Origin of the sequence: Thermoactinomyces daqus (assembly GCF_000763315.1) — a bacterium.
GTDB lineage: Bacteria > Bacillota > Bacilli > Thermoactinomycetales > Thermoactinomycetaceae > Thermoactinomyces_A > Thermoactinomyces_A daqus.
Genome location: NZ_JPST01000015.1, coordinates 49531 through 65674 on the forward strand (window position 1 = coordinate 49531; position 16144 = coordinate 65674).

Sequence of the window (16144 nt, forward strand, 5' to 3'; positions counted from 1 at the left end):
CCCTACTACTCCTTTTGCTTAAGATCAGTTTATGCGTTGCAGCCGGTTTTGACTAAACAAACGACAGCCATTGCGGCAATCCCTTCTCCCCGGCCGGTAAATCCTAGTTTTTCCGTTGTGGTTGCTTTCACATTGACATCGGTTTGCTCCGCTTCGAGCAATTGCGCGATCCGCTCGCGCATCTCCGGTATGTACGGCGCCATCTTCGGCTTTTGAGCGATAATGGTCGCATCGACATTCCCCAGTCTGTATCCCCGTTCTTTCACCAGCTCCCAGACATGCGACAGCAATTTTGCACTGTCGGCATCCTTAAAAGCGGGATCCGTATCAGGGAAATGCTTTCCAATATCCCCCAAAGCCAACGCGCCCAAGACAGCATCGGTGATGGCGTGCAGAAGGACGTCAGCATCCGAGTGCCCCAGTAAACCTTTTTCATACGGAATCGTTACACCGCCAATCACGCAGGGGCGATTTTCCGCCAACTGATGCACATCAAATCCTTGACCTATGCGAATCATGTTTTTTTCCCCTCATCTGGTAAATCGCTTCCGCCAAAATCAAATCGTCGGGAGTGGTCAGTTTGATGTTCGTATACTCACCGGCAACCACTTTTACCTCGATCCCCAGTGCTTCCATCAACATGGAATCATCAGTGACGAGCAGGCTTCTCTCCTGTCCGAGCTCATGGGCCCGCAGCAGATGCTCCCGGCGAAATGCCTGTGGTGTTTGCACAGCCCACAAGCGCCTGCGGTCGGGCGTTTGCTCAACCGTGCAGTTTTCATTGACCACTTTGATTGTATCCTTGACAGGAACGGCCAAGATAGCCGCATGATGCTGATAAACCTCCGCCAGCAGGCGGGAAATCGTTTCCTGACTCACAAACGGACGCACAGCATCATGGACGAGAACCCATTCACTCGTCAAACGTTTCAACCCTTCATAAACACTGTGCTGCCGTTCCTCTCCGCCGACGACGACATCGGCCACCTTGGTCATCCCGTCTTGTTTGATCCATTTCTTGATCCGTTCTATTTCAGCCTCTTTGCTTGCGATGACGATTTCATCAATTTCCGGATGCGTTTCAAAAATGCGAAGTGTGTGAAGCAGCACCGGCTTTTCATGAAACAGCAGGAACTGTTTGCTCTCCCTGGTGTCCATTCTCTTCCCTTGTCCCGCCGCCAGAATGACTACTCCAACGCTCAAGAGTCGATCTCCTTTCAGATCCAAGCCTGTCGGAAGAATAGCGGAAGAGATTCTGCGTCCGGGCCCTTGCCGCCTCCCAAGAAAGCGGACAAAAACCGCCGGATTAAAAAAATCCCATCCACATCCCGCATTGGTTTAATCAATATCCTTGTTTCAGACAAAACAATGCCCGTCTCGGTTTAGAATAAACCAACCACGGGCGTTAAGGCAATGTTTTTCTGTTATTTTTACAAGGCGCGCTCCAATAGCTTGGGCTTTGCGAAGATCATGCGTCCGGCCGAGGTCTGAAGCACACTGGTGACCAATACATCAATCTGATCCCCGATGTACTCCCGCCCGCCCTCAATTACGATCATCGTCCCGTCATCGAGATAGGCCACACCCTGGCCGTGCTCTTTTCCGTCTTTGATCACTTGCACATTGATCTCTTCGCCCGGCAGAACAACCGGTTTGACGGCATTGGCCAAATCATTGATGTTCAGAACACTTACCCCTTGAAGTTCGCAAACTTTGTTCAAGTTGAAGTCATTTGTCACCACTTTGCCGGACAGCACTTTGGCCAGCTTCACCAGCTTGCTGTCCACTTCCTGCACTTCTTCAAAATCGCCTTCGTAAATCAGGACTTTGATATTCAACTCTTTTTGAATCTTGTTGAGAATATCCAATCCACGGCGGCCGCGGTTCCGCTTCAATACATCGGAAGAATCGGCAATATGTTGAAGCTCTTCCAATACAAAGCTGGGGATCACCAGCGTCCCTTCCAGAAAACCGGTGCGGCAAATGTCAGCAATTCTCCCGTCGATAATTACGCTGGTATCGAGAATCTTATGCTCGGAGAAATGCTTTTCTTCCTTTTTGTTTTTGCTCTCCCGATTCTGGCGGCCCAGCTTAAAAATGGAAATAAGTTCATCGCGTTTTTTATACCCCACTCTGAATCCAAGATATCCGAACAAACCGGAAAAGATAAAAGGCAAGACGCGATTAACCCCGGGTATGGGCAGTTGCGTTAAGGGCTGTTGGATCAGAAAGGCGATCACCAAACCGAAGATCAAGCCCAAAAGACCAAATAACCCGTCGACCGCCGGAATTTTCATCAAACGTTCTTCGCTCCAACGAATCCACTTGACCACATTGTTCGATATCCAAAAGGTGGCCACAAACATGACCAGCGCACCAAGCGTAGCACCGATATAATGCGGAGCCGGCACTTCGCCAAAATTCAGAGGAGATCGTTGAAGCACCCCGAAAAACTGCGGTCCGAAATAGAATCCGGCGGATGCTCCGATCAAGGTAAAAGCCAATTGTACAAAGCGTTTCAGCACGGGGCTTCACCTCCTCCCTTCCTTCTGCTATTACTCATTATAGACATTCTTCCAAAATGAAAACCTCTAAGTGCTCATTTTCTTATGTCCTTTTTGTAACAACGATAAAAACAAAGAATCAGTTCTGTTGCGATGATGATAAAATACCGTCAATTAACTTAAATGCTGCAGCTTCATCCAAATCCCTGGCCAACGCCAGCTCGCTGATTAAAATCTGTTTCGCATTCTCCAACATTTTTCGTTCCCCCGTGGAGAGGCCTTTTTCCTCGTCCCTCACCATCAGGGACCGCACGACATCAGCCACCTCGTAGATGTCACCGCTTCTCATTTTGTCCAAATTGGCCCGGTAGCGACGGTTCCAGTTCAATGTATCTTTGATGTCCCGTTTCTTCATTCGTTCTAAAACTTTATCCACGGTCGAATGGTCAACGACTTCCCTGAGTCCGATGTTTTCGACATTGTTGAGCGGAACCATCACTTTCATATCACCAATCGGCATCCTCATGACATAGTACTTTTGCCGCTCACCCAGGATCTCTTTCTCCTCGATCGCTTCGATGATGCCAGCACCATGCATAGGATAGACCACTTTGTCGCCAATGTTGAACAAAACGTCCACCTCCAGAGGGCAATGTCTATTTCCAAGATATCACAAAACTTAAACTCAGTCAATAAAATAAAAATCATTATCTTAGCATATCTGCATTTACTACGTCAATAACTTTTTCATGAAAAAGACCTAAACTATTTAGTCAAAAAATTGACACTTATGGAGGCCGCTTTATATAATGAAAGTGATCTATGTTCCATCTGTACGGCAGCGGGCATGTTTGCGAAAATCAAAAAGGGGTGAAAGGCATGGGTGAAGATAACCTTCATTCCTTTCAAAAACTAGTTTCTGAGCTTTTGCTGCGCCATCGGAGTTTTTTAGATGTTGTCAGCAAGTTTCAGGAATCCAATTCCCGCGTTAATCGCGCACTCATGAAAGCGGTTACAGAATGCGGGTGCCTCCATGTGGAAGCCGGACGGCAGAACTTTCCCAAGGAACGGTCGGTTCACGAGTGGAAAGATCACTTGAAAACCCATCTGTCCGGCCGGTTATGTGACCATTGCCTCGAAATTGTCAAGGCGGAAATGGGCAAAAACCTTTTTTACCTTACGGCTCTTTGCAATCTGCTGAACATCCCGCTCACCGATGTGGTCAAACAGGAATCCGATCAATTGTCAACATTGGGAGTTTTTAACCTCCGATAAGAAAATATAAATCCGTTCACGGAAAACAAAGTGCCTTAAAAGCAAAACAACCCCGGATTCCAGGGTTGTTTTGCACCGTTATTTCAGGTCTTCCACCGGTTCTTCATTTTCTTCCTTCCGCTTGCGTTCAAGCCCTTTCTTCACCCCGTACAGAGCGTAAAGGGCCAGCGGAATAAAAATCACCTTGGGCAATTCATAAGGATATTTCAGCGCGGAGACGGCAACGGCCAGCAGAAACAACGGAGCAATCCAGATCATCGACCTGGGAATGGCCACTTTTTTAAACGCCGGGTATTTAATCTGGCTCACCATCAGGAAAGAGAGGAAGAGCATGGCAGCCATCCATACATAAACGTTGTGCACATACACGTTATATAAGGCCATCGTCGCCAGAATCCCTCCGGCCGCGGTGATCGGCAAGCCGATAAAATACCCCGGCTCACCGGGATGCACGTTGAACCTGGCCAGCCTCAGCGCACCGCAAATCGGGAAAATGGCCGTGACAAGCCAACCTTCAGGGCCGGTGTATTTAAATGTGGAAACATACATAATGATTGCGGGAGCGACACCAAAGGAAATAACATCAGATAACGAATCCAGTTCCTTTCCAAACTCACTCTGGGTGTTTAACATCCGTGCCACCCGTCCGTCCAAACCGTCGAGCAACATCCCGATGATGACCATGATCGCGGCATATTTCCAGGAGTCATGAACAGCCAATAAAATCGAAATGATTCCTAAAAACAAGTTCCCAACCGTAAAACAACTGGGCAACGCTTTCGCAAACATAAGGGAACCTCCTAAATAATTAATACCTGGTAAAGGTGGCGAAAAGCGCCCTACTCGTAACATTTTCTCTCAATTTTCTGTAATGGTTTCATTCTAGGTTATTTAGATATGTCTGTCAATAAACACCTGTTCCTGGATCCTCTTTAACCCCTCTTTAATCGTTCTCGCCCGAACATCGCCGATTCCCTCAACATCATCCAATTCCTCAATCGTCGCCATCATAATGCGCGACAGTGTTTCAAAACGGGCAACCAGCTTGTGAATTACATTGGAGGGCAAGCGGGGAATTTTGTGCAAAATGCGGTATCCCCTGGGCAAAACCGATTCTTCCTGAATGTTGATATGGGTCGGGTAACCGAGAATCCGCACCAGGTGACCGTGTTCCAGCAAGTCATCAGCGGACAGCTTTTTCAGTTCCTTAAAGACGATCTGCGGGTTCATCTCCGGATCGACGCAATAATCTTTGATCAGCAATTCGGCTTCTTCCTCCACATCGGCGACCAACTCCTCCAGCTGCATGCTGATCAGTCGCCCTTCCGTCCCCAATTCATGGATATAAGTCTCGATCTCCCGTTTGATCCGAAGCACCATTTCCACCCGTTGCAACACCAACGCCACTTCGCTCAAGGTCACCAACTCTTCAAACTCCAAGGCCGTCAGGTTGGTCGTTGTCTGATCGAGAACGGATTTATATTTTTCAAGCGTCTGAATGGCCTGGTTCGCTTTGGTCAAGATCACGCCGATGTCCTTCAGGGCATAGCGGAAGTTTCCTTTATAAAGCGTAATGATGTTTCTTCGTTGCGAGATGGAAACGACCAATTTTCCCGTCTGCTTGGCCGTCCGTTGCGCAGTCCGGTGCCGAATCCCCGTCTCGGTGGATGGTATGGAAGATTGGGGGACTAGCTGGGCGTTGGCGTATAATATTTTTTTCCCGTCATTGCTCAAGATAATCGCGCCGTCCATTTTTGCCAATTCATACAAGTGAGCAGGCGTAAACGGGCAATCGATGTGAAATCCGCCGTCCACGATTTCCCGGACACTTTCATCATAGCCCATCACGATCAGGGCTCCCGTCTTTGCTCCCAGCACATTGTCAAGCCCTTCCCTGAGAGCTGTTCCCGGTGCAATCAGGCGAAGAATTTCGCTGCTCACCTTTTCTCTGCGTTCTTCTTCCTTCACACATTACCCCCCCAACGCCACTTTTAAAGCTTCATCCAATGTTTGTACCCCAATCAGTTCCACCCCGCTTGGCGGAGTCCACCCGCGGCAGTTTTTCTCCGGAATCACGACCCTCCGGAAGCCCATGTTGTGCGCTTCAGCCACGCGCTGTTCAATTCTGGAAACTCCCCGTACCTCCCCTGTCAATCCCACTTCGCCGACAAACAGGTCGAAAGGGGAGACGGGGCGATCGCGAAAACTGGAAGCCAGGCTGACTGCGATACTCAAATCGACAGCGGGCTCATCTAATCTTACCCCGCCGACAACATTAATATAAGCATCTTGGTTTTGTAAAAAGAACCCCAATCTCTTCTCAAGGACCGCCATTATCATTGCGACCCGGTGATGATCAACCCCTGTTGCCATGCGTTTGGGGGTTGCGAAGCTCGTCGGAGTGACCAATGCTTGCAATTCAACAAGCACAGGCCGTGTTCCTTCCATGCTGGCCGTCACCGCGGTCCCGGGGGCTCCGAGCGGCCGGCCCGACAAAAAGATTTCAGAAGGATTTTCCACTTCAACCAGCCCGATATCCTTCATCTCAAACACGCCGATTTCATTGGTGGAACCAAAACGGTTTTTCACCGCACGCAAAACGCGATACGTATGATGCCGTTCACCTTCAAAATACAAAACGCAATCCACCATATGTTCAAGCATGCGCGGACCGGCAATCGCCCCGGCTTTGGTTACATGGCCGACAATGGTGATCGCAATGTTTTTCTCTTTCGCCCATCTCATCAGAATTCCTGTACATTCGCGCACCTGTGAAACACTGCCCGGCGCGGAAGTGACTTCCGGATGAAACATCGTCTGAATGGAATCGATGACCATAAGCCTTGGTTTTGCTTCTTCCATTAATATTTCCACCGCGGTTAAATCCGTTTCCGAGGCGACGAGCAGATTATCGGAAAGAGCGCCCAGACGATCGGCGCGCAAACGGATTTGTTCTGTCGATTCTTCTCCTGATACATATAAGATGGGCAAGCCTCGCCTTGCCAATTCATTGGTCGCCTGCAACAGGAGGGTCGATTTGCCGATACCGGGATCGCCTCCAACCAAAATAAAAGAACCCGGAACCAATCCGCCGCCCAATACGCGGTTCAACTCCCGAATCCCCGTATCCGCGCGAGGCTGATCCAGCTTCTCCACCTGAGTGATCGGTGTGGCTTTTTCCTGTTTTCCCCTCTGGATCGACGTTCCCGGAACCCGCCGGGAAGAAGGCTCTCTTTCTTCCACCATGGTGTTCCAGGCACCGCAGCCGGGACAACGTCCCATCCATTTGGGTGTCTCGTATCCACATTCCTGACAGACAAATTTGCTTTTGTTCTTGGCCATCGTCTTTTCCCCTACTTCACTCCGCGTTCATCTATGTTTTTTCAGTCACTAAACAAAAATTTATGATCACAGCATTACTTCTTTCCCATTATAGCAAATCTTAAAAGAAATACACGTGAACATAAAGTGCAATTGTCAGGAAGACTTTAAAAAGCAAACGACAAAATTTTGACGAAAAGAAAAAAGACTGCTAAACCTCATTTGTTTAGCAGTCTGTGATGATCCCGGATCAGGTGGAAGATCTGGCCCCTTCTTTTTCTACCGTCAGCTGGCCGTCCCGGTAATCGATCACCACCGAATCTCCTTTTTGTATGTTGCCCCGCAGCAGCTCCTCGGACAGACGGTCCTCGATGTGTTTCTGGATTGCACGTCTCAACGGGCGGGCGCCGTATGACGGGTCAAAGCCTTCTTTTGCCAGATGTTTTTTCGCTTCGTCAGTCAGTTTGAAGTCGATATTTTGTTCATGGAGCCGTTTTCTCAGCTCTTCGACCATCAGCGAGACGATTTCCTGCAGATGCTCTTCTTTAAGCGGATGGAAGACAATCACATCGTCAATCCGGTTGAGAAACTCCGGCCGGAAGGTCTTTTTCAACTCTTCCATCACATTTTGTTTCATGTTCTCATAATCATCACGGGACGTGTCACCGACGGCAAAGCCGAGCCTTGCATTTTTCCGGATGGTCGAAGCCCCGACGTTGGAAGTCATGATGATGATCGTATTGCGGAAGTCGACCGTGCGCCCCTTTCCGTCGGTCAAGCGCCCGTCTTCCAGCACCTGAAGCAGGATGTTAAATACTTCGGGATGCGCTTTTTCAATCTCGTCAAACAAGACGACCGAATAAGGTTTGCGACGCACTTTTTCCGTCAGCTGCCCGCCTTCTTCGTATCCAACATATCCCGGAGGCGAACCGACCAGGCGGCTGGTGGAGTGTTTTTCCATATACTCGGACATATCGATGCGGATCATCGCATCTTCATCGCCGAACATCGCTTCGGCCAACGCACGCGCCAGCTCGGTTTTTCCAACCCCGGTAGGCCCGAGGAAGATAAAGGAACCGATCGGCCGTTTCGGATCTTTCAGTCCGGCACGGGCACGACGGATCGCCCGGGAAACCGACTTCACGGCCTCATCCTGTCCGATGACGCGGTTGTGCAGGATCGATTCCATGTTGAGCAAACGCTCAGACTCTTCTTGTGCCATTTTCTTCACCGGAATTCCCGTCCAGCTTGAAACGACTTCGGCAATATCATCAGCCGTCACTTCCGAGTCTGTTTTTCCTTGATCCTGTTTCCAGTTGTTGCGCGTGATCTGAATTTCCTCGCGCAGCTTTTGCTCTGTATCTCTCAGCGATGCCGCTTTTTCAAACTCCTGGCTCTGTACGGCCGCATCTTTTTCCTTTTTCACTTCTTCCAGTTTTTGTTCCAGTTTTTTCAGTTCCGGCGGAACCATATACGATTTCAAACGAACCTTGGATGCCGCCTCGTCGATCAAGTCAATCGCCTTGTCTGGCAGATACCGGTCAGTGATATACCGGTCGGAAAGCCTGACCGCCTGTTCGATGGCCGCATCGGTAATTTTCACGCGATGGTGCGCCTCATAGCGGTCGCGCAGTCCTTCCAAAATCAAAATCGCTTCCTCAATGCTCGGCTCATCGACGAGAATCGGTTGGAACCGCCGTTCGAGAGCTGCATCCTTCTCGATGTATTTCCGGTATTCATCAAGCGTGGTCGCCCCGATGCATTGCAATTCTCCGCGGGCAAGAGCCGGTTTCAAGATGTTGGAGGCATCAATTGCCCCTTCGGCTCCGCCTGCACCGATCAAGGTGTGCAATTCATCGATAAACAGGATGATATTCCCCGCTTGGCGGATTTCATCCATGATTTTTTTCAGACGGTCTTCAAACTCCCCGCGATATTTCGTGCCGGCGACCACCGTTCCCATGTCGAGCGTCATCACCCGTTTGCCGCGAAGCGTTTCCGGGATTTCCCCATCGACGATTCGCTGGGCCAATCCTTCTGCCACAGCCGTTTTCCCCACACCGGGCTCCCCGATCAGCACCGGGTTGTTTTTTGTCCGCCGCGACAAGACTTGAATCACGCGTTCAATTTCTTTGCTCCGCCCGATCACCGGATCAAGATTTCCGTCCCTGGCTGCTGCCGTCAGATCACGGGCAAGACTGTCCAGCGTCGGTGTATTGACGTTGGTGTGCGCACCCGGATGGGAAGAGAGTGCTTCGCTGCTGCCCAAAAGTTGCAGCACTTGTTGCCGTGCTTTGTTCAGGCTGACCCCCAGATTGTTGAGCACGCGCGCAGCGACGCCTTCTCCCTCACGGATCAACCCGAGCAGAATATGTTCCGTGCCGACATAGGTATGCCCCAGTTTGCGCGCTTCATCCATCGAAAGCTCAATCACCTTTTTGGCCCGGGGGGTATAGGCGATGTTTGTCGGTACCCCTTGGCCGCGCCCGATCAGGTTTTCCACTTCTTTTTGAATTTTATCCAGTCCCAGTCCCAGCGCGATCAACGCTTTGGCGGCAATCCCTTCGCCCTCGCGCACGAGACCGAGCAAAATGTGTTCTGTGCCAATATTGCCATGTCCAAGGCGAACCGCTTCTTCCTGTGCCAGAGCCAACACTTTTTGCGCCCGTTCGGTAAAACGGCCAAACATCATCTTCTCAGCACCTCACCTTTTCTGTGAAAGTGTGTTAAAAGAACCTTTGCCATGAAAATTTCTGCTCCGGAACGAAACCCGATCCCGACCCGCGCCTTTCGAGGCCGGCCGGCAATGGTTTCATCCCTGACCCGTTTTGTGAACAGTCCATCAACCAAAACGGTTTCTATGAGGGGTCAGGGCTTCCTCCTTTTCCTTTCTCAAGTGCAAGGCGTTCCCGAATCAATCTTGCCCGCCTGGTATCCCTCTGCTCCGCATTGAGGCGCTGACCGGCGTATTGTTGCAAAAAACCGGGTTGTGTCATCACCATCAGTTCATTCATGACATTGGCCGACACGCCGCGAATCAGTCCGAGATCAATGCCAAGCCTTACATCGGACAACCGTTTCATCGACTCCTTGGAATCGATAATCCGGGCATGAGCCAAAATCCCGTAGGAACGCTGCACGCGATCCTCCAGTTGAATCGGGGAAACTTCCTGCAATCGCTGTCTCGCCACATGCTCATGTTCGATCATCTGCTTGACAACTCCTTGCAGGTTGCTCAGAATCTCTTCTTCAGCAAGGCCGAGCGTTACCTGGTTGGATACCTGGTACAATTGTCCCAATGCCTCACTGCCTTCTCCGTAAATGCCCCGGACAGCCAGGCCGACCTGGGTAATCGCCGGCAACAGGCGATTCAACTGCTGCGTCATCGCAAGTGCGGGCAAATGCACCATCACTGAAGCGCGAATCCCGGTTCCGACATTGGTCGGGCAACTCGTCAGGTACCCCCGGCGGTCATCGAAAGCAAACGCAAGATGCCGCTCCAGCCAGTCATCAATCTGGTTGGCCAGTTCCCATGCTTTTTCCAGTTGCAGTCCCGGAAAGAGCACCTGAATCCGAATATGATCTTCTTCGTTGATCATGATGCTGACTGACTCATCCTGGCTGAGAAGGACAGCACCATAACGCGATTCTTCAGCCAACATCGGACTGATCAGATGTTTTTCCACCAGCACCCGCTTCTCAAGATCGGTGAGATCTTGCATTCGCACCAGTTCGGCTCCCTGCAGGATGGGGTGAAGATCCTGTTCTTCCCTCCATGCCTGTTCCACCCTGCGGACAACCTCTTCTGCCTGCGATTGGGTACTGAGCATAGGAAAGGGAATCCCGACCAAGTTACGCGCGATCCGCACCCGGCTGCTAAACACGATATCAGATTGCGGACCCTTCACCCGCATCCATTCACTGATCGCATTTTGCATAAAATGTTCGAGCGACATGGAAGGTTCCTCCCTATTTCTCTAATCGTTCCTGAAGCGAGCGAATTTGGTCCCGCAGGCGGGCTGCTTCTTCAAACTCTTCCGCCTTCACTTTGATCGCCAACTGTTCTTTTAGTTTTTCCAATTGACGCTTTAACTTAAGCTCTCCTTTTGTCCGGGACGGTATTTTTCCCGCATGGTTTGCGTGACCGTGAATTCGCCGAAGCAGGGGATCGAGACGATCCTTGAACGTTTTATAACAATCGCCGCAGCCAAAGCGGCCGATTTTGCTGAATTGATTGTACGTCAGCCCGCAGGTGGGGCAACGCAGCGTCTGAGACGAGAACGATTCGTGCGTACCGGATGCAGGAGAATTATCAAAGTTTAAAAGTCCCGAGAGCAGCTGCTGAAAGGAGATTCCGCTGCTGAATCCCGGCATGCTTTCCCCTTTTTCTCCTGCACACACTTCGCAGAGGTGCATTTCGGTTTTATGACCATTGACGATCTTCGTGTAATGAATCGTAGCCGGCCGCTTTCCGCACTCAGGACAGAGCATCGGCCGTCACTCTCCTTTACTGAATAATGTAGTGATCAGGATTCGCATCATTTTCGCACGGATCTGGTCGCGAATCCGAACTGGGAGCTGAAGTGTTTCCCTGGAAATCAGGCGTTGCATCAGCATCGCTTCCCGTTGAGTCATCAGGTTCTTCTCCAGCAAATGGCTGATCACATGCTCCGCTGCCAACTGCGGAATGGCATCACCGATTTTTTCCAGCATCTCCTCGAAAATCTCCCGGCGGTTTTTATAACGGACTTTTTGAATTCGGATAAACCCGCCCCCGCCTCTTTTGCTTTCCACAATATACCCTTTTTCAATCGTGAAGCGGGTGCTGATCACATAATTGATCTGAGAGGGGACGCACTGAAACAAATCGGCCAGTTCACTGCGTTTGATCTCGATTACGCCATTTTCGCTTTCATTTAGAATGGATTTTAAATAGCGTTCGATTATGTCGGAAATACTGCTCATTCGAACGCCCTCCTGCTGACTTTGACTAACTTTGACCTTATGATTTTATTATAGATAAAAAACAAGAAATTGCCAAGCCTCTCTTCTCTATTTTAGAATTGACTTCGTTCGGCCCATTTATTACTCGAATCGTACCGATTTTACTCCTTCCAGCTCGCGCACCTCCTGAGCCAACAAGGGCGATTCGATCCGTTCCGGAAACCGGATGGTAAAGGTGATATTCAGACACCGTTCACCATCATCCTCTTCCTGGATATCGACTTTGCGGATACTTCCGCCTCTGTCTGCGATCATCGAGGCGATTTCGCCGAGCATCCCGGGTTCATCCGCTACCCTAATATGAAGGATATGCAGATGGCGCTTTTTAATCCAAACCGATTCGAGACGGTTGAGCAGTTCGAGGCTGACCAGTACCAGAAGTGTGGTTAAAATCGCCCCGAACAAAAAGCCGGCACCCACCGCCAGGCCAATGCCGGAAACCACCCACAGGGAAGCCGCAGTGGTAAGCCCGGTGACCGAGGCACGGTGGCGCAAAATCGTCCCCGCACCAAAAAGCCGATGCCACTTACTACCTGGGCAGCTAGGCGCGCCGGGTCAATCCGAACATTGGCCTCTTTCACAAAATCGGAAAATCCGTAGATCGAGATCAGCATAATCAGCGCCGAACCCAGACTGACGAGAATATGGGTGCGAAATCCCGCCGGATGATTGTTCCGCTCTCGCTCCCATCCGACCACTCCCCCAAGCATGCCCGCCAAAAACAGGCGCAGGGCCACCTCAAACCAGGAGATTTCCCATATGCTTTGCATACCATGTTCGCCTCCCCGGCCGCTTTTTCCGTGAAAGTGATCAAGCCGGGTCAGGGCCCCACTCCAGACTTCCATCGTTCCTGATGGCCAGTCCTGCGGGACACTGTGACCCTCTTCAATCTTTCTTAAGCGAGATCGAGCATTTGCGCAAACGAAGAAATCAAGTGATCCGCCCCCGCCAATTCATCCCGGGAGCCAAACTGGGGAAAACCGCTGTAGCGGCAGCCGACCGTGACAAGCCCATTTTGCTTGCCAGCCTCCACATCGGAACTTCGGTCCCCGACCATCATCCCGTCTGTAACCTGATGCTGTTCTTTTAAAAGTGAGACCAAATCCACTTTGCTTTTCGTTTTATACTCTCCTGCGGAATAAATTCCCGTAAACAAGGAAGTTAAATCCCCGGATTCCAGTACGCCGCGGACATAGGGCCCCACCCCGTTGCTGGCGATAAATAAAGCGTATCCCCGTTCTTTTAATGCATGGAGTGTTTCTTTCACCCCGGGATAAAATTCCCCGCGGTGCCTGCCGATCAGCTCAAGCTCAAAACCGAGCATCATCCGGTCGGCTTTTTCCCTGATTTCTTTCGTCGCATCGGGCAGTAATGTCTGCCAGAGTTCATCATGGGTCATGCCGAAAACAGACCTGATTTTGTCTTCAGTCGGCATCTCTTCCCGGTAAAGCCCTTCCTCCTTTAAAACGCGAAACGTTTCAAGAAAAGCGGGGAGTCCCACTTTTTCCGATTGAAATAAAGTACCGTCAAGATCGAAGATGATCGCTTTCACCTGAATCCCTTCTTTCTATTGAAAATCATTCCCTATTTTAGCGCGAATCATCGCGATTGGCGATTTTCCCGCCGACTCCCCGGTTCAGAATAAAGAACAAAATAATAATTGACAAAATATTGTCCAAAAATATAAAATACTTCTATGAAGCGACTGAATTGTCGTTTCCCCATTCCATCCATCTTTTTGAAAGGAGGTCGTCAGCCATGATGTTGCTCATCGCTTTTGCATCCAACGGGATTCGTATGCCCATTTTCACCCTTGTGCCCGCAATGAACGGCAGCGGCAACATTTATCATGGCAAAATTCCATATTCATCCCCGTGCGGCGGCCTCAGTGAAAAAAAGGTGGATTAGGAATCTGACTGCAAAAATCACCACAGGGCTCCACACGGATACCTGTGGTTTTTATATTTGCGTTGAAAACCACAGGTCTGCTCCGTTCCTGTGGTCTTTTTTTTGCTTTGATTAACAAAAAAAGGAGTCGATGTGAGATGTTGGTCAATTTTTGGTTGATCGAAGGGCCCCGTTCATACCGGGAGAGCATTATCAACGACAAGATACGAGGCTTCTCATGGAAACGGCAGCTTTTCTTCTTTTATTATTAATCGCCCGGGCGGGAACGGGTCCTCATCCCTTCCCGCTGTCACGTCAACAAGTTCAATCCCTTGGGAGTGATTTCGATTGCTTACTGTGAATGAGGAAAAGAAAACAGAGAACCATTCCTCAGCGAGCCAAGTTGCGGTGGAATGCCGGGACGTCTGCAAATCATTTTATGAAGAAATAAAAGACAGCCGTTCATGGAAAAACCTGTTTCTGGGAAAGAAGCGGGAAGTGAAAGCCGTTCATCAAATCTCCTTTCAGATTCGCAGGAACGAGGTGTTCGGTTTGCTCGGCCCAAACGGCTCCGGCAAATCAACCCTGATCCGCCTTCTGTCCACCCTTCTGTTCCCGGACCGGGGCCAGCTGACCATCTTCGGACACGATGTCGTCCGCGACCAGCGTCAAGTTCGCCGCTTCATCAATCGCGTTTCCGTTGAGGCGTCCTTTTTCAAAAAGTTATCCGCAATTGAAAACTTGCGGTACGCCGCCCGGATCTACGGATTAAACACAAGCGAGGGAGAGAGAAAAGCGCTCTCCATCTTGCGGCGCCTCGGCATGAACGAAGACAAGGCGCAAACATCACTGGAAAACCTCTCCCGCGGGATGCAGCAAAAAGTGGCCATCGCCCGCGCATTGATGACTTCACCCACCCTCCTGCTGCTGGATGAACCGACAACCGGGCTCGATCCCAAATCAAAACGGGATGTGCAGGAGTACGTGGAGGAAGTGATGGAGACGCACGATGCGACGATAATTTTGACTACACATGATATGGATGAGGCTGAACGGTTATGCGACCGCATCGCCATCATCGATCACGGCAAAATTGTCGCCATGGATACGGCGGAGGGACTGAAAAAACAGATCGGAACCGCTTCTATGGAAGAAGTTTTTTTCCGTTTTACCGGAAAATCATGGGAGGATGTTTTGGCCGATGAAAATACAGAATGAATTAAACGCCATGTATGCCTTTGTCGAAAGAAGCTTCGACCTGGTCCGGCGCTACATCACATGGGAGATCGTCTTCGTTTTTTACAACATCGTCAATGCATTGACCATCGGGCTGATCGGCACGACCATCAAAAACCAGGAGCAACGGGCCGAGATGATTCTCTATCTCGTGATCGGCGCTCTCTTCTGGGGTTTTATGTCCGTTATATTTGAAGAAGTCTCGAACTCCATCACATGGGAACGTTGGGAAGGAACGATCGAATATACGTTTATGGCACCCATTCGCCGCATTACCCATCTGACGGGGATGTGCCTGTTCGCCATCCTTTACGGATTGGCCCGTACTGCGATCGTTCTCGTTGCCGTAGCCTCCTTTTTTGATTTTTCCCTGCAAAAGGCAAATCTGATCGGCGCCCTGCTCGTCCTGGCGGTCGCCAGCCCTGCGTTTATCGGATTGGGCTTGATCGCAGCCGTCCTGCCGTTGCTCTCGCCGGAGCGGGGAGCTCAAGCCACACATATCATTCAGGGGATTATCCTCCTCGTCTCCGGTGTCTACTACGATGTGAGCGTCCTGCCTGCTTGGCTGCAACCGCTCGCCTATCTGTCACCGGGAACCTATGCGCTCCAGGCAGTGAGAAAAGCGATCCTTGACGGGGCGGCGATCACCAGTCTCTGGCCTGATCTCCTCGCCCTGATCGGCATCGGGATGATCTTAATCCCGCTGGGGCTATTTGTTTTCTCCACTGCAGAAAAATATGCGATGCGCACCGGCAAACTAAAGAGAAACGGGTAAATCTGAGTTTCCCCGTATTGGCGCTTTCGCCTGTAGCGACCCGCTTTCAAAAATCCCTCCATTTTATTCAGTCACAACTTGAAATAAACCGGGTTCATTTGACAAAATGGCAGAATTCGGTCTTTAATAACCCCAAACCATT

Annotated in this window: 17 protein-coding genes and 1 pseudogene; 4 read left to right on the plus strand and 14 right to left on the minus strand. The window is 50.3% G+C overall.

The window, feature by feature from the left end:
- Positions 1 to 29: 29 nt before the first annotated feature.
- The 4 genes from ispF to JG50_RS0108190 form a co-directional block, all read right to left on the minus strand.
- The gene (ispF, locus tag JG50_RS0108175) at positions 30 to 518 is read right to left on the minus strand and encodes a 2-C-methyl-D-erythritol 2,4-cyclodiphosphate synthase (RefSeq protein ID WP_033100635.1); all 489 of its coding nucleotides are present in this window, start codon (positions 516 to 518) and stop codon (positions 30 to 32) included.
- A complete protein-coding gene (gene ispD, locus JG50_RS0108180; RefSeq protein ID WP_052154131.1) occupies positions 493 to 1158 on the minus strand; it encodes a 2-C-methyl-D-erythritol 4-phosphate cytidylyltransferase in 666 nt (221 codons plus the stop codon). Before ispD ends, ispF begins: the two co-directional genes overlap by 26 nt.
- A 272-nt stretch (positions 1159 to 1430) precedes the next feature.
- Complete coding sequence (locus JG50_RS0108185; protein WP_033100637.1) at positions 1431 to 2525, minus strand: PIN/TRAM domain-containing protein; 1095 nt, start codon at positions 2523 to 2525, stop codon at positions 1431 to 1433.
- Between the two features lie 118 nt (positions 2526 to 2643).
- Entirely contained in the window at positions 2644 to 3144 is a 501-nt protein-coding gene (locus tag JG50_RS0108190) for a CarD family transcriptional regulator (protein ID WP_268745617.1), read from the minus strand.
- Between the two features lie 239 nt (positions 3145 to 3383).
- Here JG50_RS0108190 and JG50_RS0108195 point away from each other — a divergent pair, with 239 nt between their 5' ends.
- Positions 3384 to 3779: a nucleoside triphosphate pyrophosphohydrolase family protein gene (locus tag JG50_RS0108195; protein WP_033100726.1), complete on the plus strand. Its 396-nt coding sequence runs from the start codon at positions 3384 to 3386 to the stop codon at positions 3777 to 3779.
- 78 nt (positions 3780 to 3857) lie between these two features.
- On the opposite strand, the gene pssA is transcribed toward JG50_RS0108195, so the two are convergent.
- The 10 genes and pseudogenes from pssA to JG50_RS0108240 form a co-directional block, all read right to left on the minus strand.
- On the minus strand, positions 3858 to 4568 hold the full coding sequence (pssA, locus tag JG50_RS0108200) for a CDP-diacylglycerol--serine O-phosphatidyltransferase (protein ID WP_033100639.1): 711 nt from the start codon (positions 4566 to 4568) through the stop codon (positions 3858 to 3860).
- Between the two features lie 102 nt (positions 4569 to 4670).
- Complete coding sequence (gene disA, locus JG50_RS0108205) at positions 4671 to 5747, minus strand: DNA integrity scanning diadenylate cyclase DisA (RefSeq protein WP_033100640.1); 1077 nt, start codon at positions 5745 to 5747, stop codon at positions 4671 to 4673.
- Between the two features lie 3 nt (positions 5748 to 5750).
- Entirely contained in the window at positions 5751 to 7121 is a 1371-nt protein-coding gene (radA, locus tag JG50_RS0108210) for a DNA repair protein RadA (RefSeq protein WP_033100641.1), read from the minus strand.
- A 229-nt stretch (positions 7122 to 7350) separates the two neighbouring features.
- Entirely contained in the window at positions 7351 to 9792 is a 2442-nt protein-coding gene (gene clpC / locus JG50_RS0108215; protein ID WP_033100642.1) for an ATP-dependent protease ATP-binding subunit ClpC, read from the minus strand.
- Between the two features lie 166 nt (positions 9793 to 9958).
- Positions 9959 to 11056: a protein arginine kinase gene (locus JG50_RS0108220; RefSeq protein ID WP_033100643.1), complete on the minus strand. Its 1098-nt coding sequence runs from the start codon at positions 11054 to 11056 to the stop codon at positions 9959 to 9961.
- Positions 11057 to 11069: 13 nt separating this feature from the next.
- On the minus strand, positions 11070 to 11591 hold the full coding sequence (locus JG50_RS0108225; RefSeq protein WP_033100644.1) for a UvrB/UvrC motif-containing protein: 522 nt from the start codon (positions 11589 to 11591) through the stop codon (positions 11070 to 11072).
- Positions 11592 to 11597: 6 nt separating this feature from the next.
- Positions 11598 to 12065, minus strand: a complete 468-nt coding sequence (locus JG50_RS0108230) for a CtsR family transcriptional regulator (RefSeq protein ID WP_033100645.1) — start codon at positions 12063 to 12065, stop codon at positions 11598 to 11600.
- A 120-nt stretch (positions 12066 to 12185) separates the two neighbouring features.
- The gene (locus JG50_RS21050) at positions 12186 to 12380 is read right to left on the minus strand and encodes an ACT domain-containing protein (RefSeq protein ID WP_374057980.1); all 195 of its coding nucleotides are present in this window, start codon (positions 12378 to 12380) and stop codon (positions 12186 to 12188) included.
- Positions 12381 to 12500: 120 nt separating this feature from the next.
- Positions 12501 to 12949 (minus strand): annotated as a pseudogene (locus JG50_RS20660) (MgtC/SapB family protein); the annotation flags it as partial.
- Positions 12950 to 12999: 50 nt separating this feature from the next.
- Positions 13000 to 13656, minus strand: coding sequence for an HAD family hydrolase (locus tag JG50_RS0108240; RefSeq protein ID WP_235281643.1), 657 nt, complete (start codon positions 13654 to 13656; stop codon positions 13000 to 13002).
- A gap of 206 nt (positions 13657 to 13862) precedes the next feature.
- On the opposite strand from JG50_RS0108240, the gene JG50_RS20015 reads away from it, so the two are divergent.
- From JG50_RS20015 to JG50_RS0108250, 3 genes are all read left to right on the plus strand, one after another.
- A complete protein-coding gene (locus tag JG50_RS20015; RefSeq protein WP_160173828.1) occupies positions 13863 to 14012 on the plus strand; it encodes a hypothetical protein in 150 nt (49 codons plus the stop codon).
- Positions 14013 to 14348: 336 nt separating this feature from the next.
- A complete protein-coding gene (locus JG50_RS0108245; RefSeq protein WP_235281646.1) occupies positions 14349 to 15209 on the plus strand; it encodes an ABC transporter ATP-binding protein in 861 nt (286 codons plus the stop codon).
- A complete protein-coding gene (locus JG50_RS0108250; RefSeq protein WP_033100647.1) occupies positions 15193 to 16002 on the plus strand; it encodes an ABC transporter permease in 810 nt (269 codons plus the stop codon). Before JG50_RS0108245 ends, JG50_RS0108250 begins: the two co-directional genes overlap by 17 nt.
- Positions 16003 to 16144 lie beyond the last annotated feature (142 nt).

What these genes read in the sequence shown, in the direction of transcription:
- JG50_RS0108230 (WP_033100645.1), bottom strand. Translation starts at nt 12,065, where the DNA reads ATGAGCAGTATTTCCGACATAATCGAACGCTATTTAAAATCCATTCTA.
- ispF (WP_033100635.1), bottom strand. Translation starts at nt 518, where the DNA reads ATGATTCGCATAGGTCAAGGATTTGATGTGCATCAGTTGGCGGAAAAT.
- JG50_RS0108250 (WP_033100647.1), top strand. Translation starts at nt 15,193, where the DNA reads ATGAAAATACAGAATGAATTAAACGCCATGTATGCCTTTGTCGAAAGA.
- JG50_RS0108225 (WP_033100644.1), bottom strand. Translation starts at nt 11,591, where the DNA reads ATGCTCTGTCCTGAGTGCGGAAAGCGGCCGGCTACGATTCATTACACG.
- radA (WP_033100641.1), bottom strand. Translation starts at nt 7,121, where the DNA reads ATGGCCAAGAACAAAAGCAAATTTGTCTGTCAGGAATGTGGATACGAG.
- JG50_RS0108220 (WP_033100643.1), bottom strand. Translation starts at nt 11,056, where the DNA reads ATGTCGCTCGAACATTTTATGCAAAATGCGATCAGTGAATGGATGCGG.
- clpC (WP_033100642.1), bottom strand. Translation starts at nt 9,792, where the DNA reads ATGATGTTTGGCCGTTTTACCGAACGGGCGCAAAAAGTGTTGGCTCTG.
- JG50_RS20015 (WP_160173828.1), top strand. Translation starts at nt 13,863, where the DNA reads ATGATGTTGCTCATCGCTTTTGCATCCAACGGGATTCGTATGCCCATT.
- JG50_RS21050 (WP_374057980.1), bottom strand. Translation starts at nt 12,380, where the DNA reads ATGCTCGGCGAAATCGCCTCGATGATCGCAGACAGAGGCGGAAGTATC.
- JG50_RS0108195 (WP_033100726.1), top strand. Translation starts at nt 3,384, where the DNA reads ATGGGTGAAGATAACCTTCATTCCTTTCAAAAACTAGTTTCTGAGCTT.
- pssA (WP_033100639.1), bottom strand. Translation starts at nt 4,568, where the DNA reads ATGTTTGCGAAAGCGTTGCCCAGTTGTTTTACGGTTGGGAACTTGTTT.
- ispD (WP_052154131.1), bottom strand. Translation starts at nt 1,158, where the DNA reads ATGGACACCAGGGAGAGCAAACAGTTCCTGCTGTTTCATGAAAAGCCG.